Annotated in this window: 2 tRNA genes, 2 rRNA genes and 1 pseudogene (1 of these 5 only partly in view); 1 reads left to right on the forward strand and 4 read right to left on the reverse strand. The window is 56.4% G+C overall.

Annotated features, from left to right (window positions below):
- The 4 genes from MOV74_RS18155 to MOV74_RS18170 all read right to left on the reverse strand — a co-directional run.
- A 23S ribosomal RNA gene (locus MOV74_RS18155) occupies nucleotides 1-713 on the reverse strand (it extends 2159 nt beyond the left edge of the window).
- 414 nt (nucleotides 714-1127) lie between these two features.
- Nucleotides 1128-1203 (reverse strand) — tRNA-Ala (locus MOV74_RS18160).
- Between the two features lie 33 nt (nucleotides 1204-1236).
- Nucleotides 1237-1313: transfer RNA gene (locus MOV74_RS18165), tRNA-Ile, on the reverse strand.
- Nucleotides 1314-1499: 186 nt separating this feature from the next.
- Nucleotides 1500-2988, reverse strand: a 16S ribosomal RNA gene (locus MOV74_RS18170).
- The 16S and 23S rRNA genes sit together here with 2 tRNA genes alongside, the layout of an rRNA operon.
- 1123 nt (nucleotides 2989-4111) lie before the next feature.
- Here MOV74_RS18170 and MOV74_RS18175 point away from each other — a divergent pair.
- Nucleotides 4112-4404, forward strand: a pseudogene (locus tag MOV74_RS18175) (hypothetical protein); the annotation flags it as partial.

The following is a 4404-nucleotide window of genomic DNA, read 5'->3' on the forward strand; positions in this document are numbered from 1 at the left end:
AGCTTGCTCGTTAAATTAAGTCGCTGGCCCATAATACAAAAGGTACGATGTCACCCAGAACGTATCTTGGGCTCCATCTGTTTGTAGGTGTCCGGTTTCAGGTCTATTTCACTCCCCTCGTCGGGGTGCTTTTCACCTTTCCCTCACGGTACTGGTTCACTATCGGTCGCTGAGGAGTACTTAGGCTTGGAGGGTGGTCCCCCCGCGTTCAGACAGGATTTCACGTGTCCCGCCTTACTCGTGGATACATCATCGCATTACTCGTACGGGGCTATCACCCTCTGAGGCCCAGCTTTCCTGACTGGTTCCGATTGTCTTTGATGTATCACTGGCCTGGTCCGCGTTCGCTCGCCACTACTAACGGAGTCTCTGTTGATGTCCTTTCCTCCAGGTACTTAGATGTTTCAGTTCCCTGGGTTTGCTTGAAACCTCCTATGTATTCAGAAGTCTCATACCTTCTCTTGATAACCGGAAATCCAAAACCTCTCGATCGAAATCTAAAGGCCTAGGCATCTCTCATTTCTGATCGAACCCCACACCACAGTCTTTCGACTGAGGTCTTGGAGTTCCGGCTATCGAAGGTGGGTTTCCCCATTCGGAAATCCATGGATCAAAGCTTCTTCGCAGCTCCCCACGGCTTATCGCAGCGTAGCACGTCCTTCATCGCCTCTCAGCGCCAAGGCATCCACCGAACACCCTTAAGGCACTTGATTGCTCTCATTATCAATGTCCACACACTCGGCAGAATGTTGTCTGCAGAATTACCTTGCGGCACGCGCCCTCGATGAACGCTATCTGCAGCCGGACAATGATTAGAAAGACCAGCTTGCTTCGTAAGATCGTTCCGATAGCGAGGCGGTCAAGCTTCGCTAAAAGGATCATTTACAACTCGCTTGTCTCTCAAGCGCAGCCTTGTGAGCTACATTTGAAAGACGCACGAGCGCCGAAATGATCCGGAGATAATGAAGTCTCGCGTGGCAATTGCTTGCCGCACGATCCAACTCGGATCGATCTCCTCTTTACGATGTCAGAAATCACGCAACTTGCTGTCTATCCAGACTAGCAAGATGCGAAGTGATGTTTCGCGGACGATTTTGGTGCACGATCAGTCGATTGATCAAACCATCTGGTGGAGCCAGACGGGATCGAACCGACGACCTCATGCTTGCAAAGCACGCGCTCTCCCAGCTGAGCTATGGCCCCGTAACCAGAAGACGAATGCTCACTCGATGAAAGTGGTGGGCCTGGGAAGACTTGAACTTCCGACCTCACGCTTATCAAGCGCGCGCTCTAACCAACTGAGCTACAAGCCCCTAACGCATATCCAGTCAAGGACCAGGGATCTGCAGCTTGCAGCCCCAGCGCGTGTTCGTCCGCGAAGAAAGAGAAACGTAGACGGCGAAATCCCGCCAATGCAGCTCAACGATCTGGCGATCTGTTGGCCACTGATGTTTCTAAAACGGTTCGATAGAAGCAAGCTTCTGAAGAACCATCCTTAGAAAGGAGGTGATCCAGCCGCAGGTTCCCCTACGGCTACCTTGTTACGACTTCACCCCAGTCGCTGACCCTACCGTGGCCGGCTGCCTCCCTTGCGGGTTAGCGCACCGTCTTCAGGTAAAACCAACTCCCATGGTGTGACGGGCGGTGTGTACAAGGCCCGGGAACGTATTCACCGTGGCGTGCTGATCCACGATTACTAGCGATTCCAACTTCATGGGCTCGAGTTGCAGAGCCCAATCCGAACTGAGACGGCTTTTTGAGATTTGCGAAGGGTCGCCCCTTAGCATCCCATTGTCACCGCCATTGTAGCACGTGTGTAGCCCAGCCCGTAAGGGCCATGAGGACTTGACGTCATCCCCACCTTCCTCGCGGCTTATCACCGGCAGTCTCCTTAGAGTGCTCAACTAAATGGTAGCAACTAAGGACGGGGGTTGCGCTCGTTGCGGGACTTAACCCAACATCTCACGACACGAGCTGACGACAGCCATGCAGCACCTGTGTTCCAGGCTCCGAAGAGAAGGTCACATCTCTGCGACCGGTCCTGGACATGTCAAGGGCTGGTAAGGTTCTGCGCGTTGCGTCGAATTAAACCACATGCTCCACCGCTTGTGCGGGCCCCCGTCAATTCCTTTGAGTTTTAATCTTGCGACCGTACTCCCCAGGCGGAATGCTTAAAGCGTTAGCTGCGCCACTAGTGAGTAAACCCACTAACGGCTGGCATTCATCGTTTACGGCGTGGACTACCAGGGTATCTAATCCTGTTTGCTCCCCACGCTTTCGTGCCTCAGCGTCAGTATCGGGCCAGTGAGCCGCCTTCGCCACTGGTGTTCTTGCGAATATCTACGAATTTCACCTCTACACTCGCAGTTCCACTCACCTCTCCCGAACTCAAGATCTTCAGTATCAAAGGCAGTTCTGGAGTTGAGCTCCAGGATTTCACCCCTGACTTAAAGACCCGCCTACGCACCCTTTACGCCCAGTGATTCCGAGCAACGCTAGCCCCCTTCGTATTACCGCGGCTGCTGGCACGAAGTTAGCCGGGGCTTATTCTTGCGGTACCGTCATTATCTTCCCGCACAAAAGAGCTTTACAACCCTAGGGCCTTCATCACTCACGCGGCATGGCTGGATCAGGGTTGCCCCCATTGTCCAATATTCCCCACTGCTGCCTCCCGTAGGAGTTTGGGCCGTGTCTCAGTCCCAATGTGGCTGATCATCCTCTCAGACCAGCTACTGATCGTCGCCTTGGTGAGCCATTACCTCACCAACTAGCTAATCAGACGCGGGCCGATCTTTCGGCGATAAATCTTTCCCCGTAAGGGCTTATCCGGTATTAGCACAAGTTTCCCTGTGTTGTTCCGAACCAAAAGGTACGTTCCCACGCGTTACTCACCCGTCTGCCGCTGACGTATTGCTACGCCCGCTCGACTTGCATGTGTTAAGCCTGCCGCCAGCGTTCGCTCTGAGCCAGGATCAAACTCTCAAGTTGGACTTGAACTTTGAACCGGCTGATCACAACGTTTGACGAGGTCCCACCATTTTTCCGACGACCGAAGTCGCCGAGCTGCCTGCGATTCACATCGCTGGCAACGATGGTGTTTCCTTGAAAACGTGTACCGCCGAAGTCTTTCGTCCGGTCTCGATCAGAAAAGCCGAAGCTTTTCAAAAGCGAGACCCGCAAGGACTCCGCCGTCCACGTTTCTCTTTCTTCATCTTCACTTGTCAAACAGCCCGAGACCGTGGAGGCCTCAACCTTCCAGAGAGGAAGGGTTCCGACACCCTTACCGACGATGAATGAACTCCAACCGATTTGCATCGGCTGTTGTGCACTCAACAAAGTGAGGAGCATCAGTGGCGCGTTCGCTCGCCTTGGTCAGTGACCCGGCGGCGCCGCGCTCAGTGGTCGGGTTATAGGCCCCCGCACTCGGGATTGTCAACGCCCATTGTCAACAAATCGTCGCACGGTGGACCGTGGAAAAAATTACAGCATTTCCAATGGATTAGAAAGGGCGGGAGCGCGGCGGCCGGAGCGGGGCGGCAAAAAATCTGAAAAAAAGTTTGCCCGCCGGCGGGCTCCGGAGGGCGCTTAAGCCCCCCTCCCGGGCCCCTCCCCCGACACCCTTCTGGGCGCTCCCGCTTCACCCAGCGGGGAGCGGCCTAGCCCAAGCCCGACGATCCCCGGCCGGACATCCCGAGCCGGATGGACAGTCCCGCCAGGTCGGGCCAGGCTACGCCCCCAGTCGGACGGGGCCCTTTACGGCGGGCCGTTCAGGAAACTTTTTCCATGACAGGCGCCGTACTTGAGCCACAATCCCGCGGCGTTCTGATAAGAGACAAGCTTGAATCGCGGGGGATGCCAGAGGGGGCTGCCGGCGGTTTTCATGGGGTCAGAGGAAGGCGATCTTGCAGATGACGCAGCCTTCCCCGGACATTCGAGAGACATCGAGAGAGCTTTACCCGTCCAGCTGTTCGTAATTTCGGCCGGCCCCATTCACGGGGCCTCCTGAGCGCGGACGCCTGCGCGGCTTGCCTTTTCCGGCGATCCCCCTTCAAGAGGGCGGCCAGGACAAGGTTCGAAGCGGGCTTCTTGGGTCGTTGATTGGGGGACTTGAGTGAACCACAGGACGTCACGCGGCGCTTACGGGCGTGAGACCGGGATCATCGATCTCGGCCACGAGCCGCCGCTATCCGTCGATGGTTCTGAAGCCGCCGTGATCGACCGCCGCCGCGTCTCGGTGCAATGGTTCAGCGGGACGATTCTGACCGGACTCTGCGGCGCGGCCCTGATCGGCGGCGCCGTTTTCGCATCTCTCGACGGCGAAATGACCTTCGCCAAGGTGCCGGAGCGGGTCGAGGGCGCGCTGCGCGGTGCATTCGGCGCCGCCGATCGCGCCGCCACCTTGCA

It is taken from the genome of Bradyrhizobium sp. SHOUNA76 (assembly GCF_023006445.1).
Taxonomy (GTDB): Bacteria; Pseudomonadota; Alphaproteobacteria; order Rhizobiales; family Xanthobacteraceae; genus Bradyrhizobium.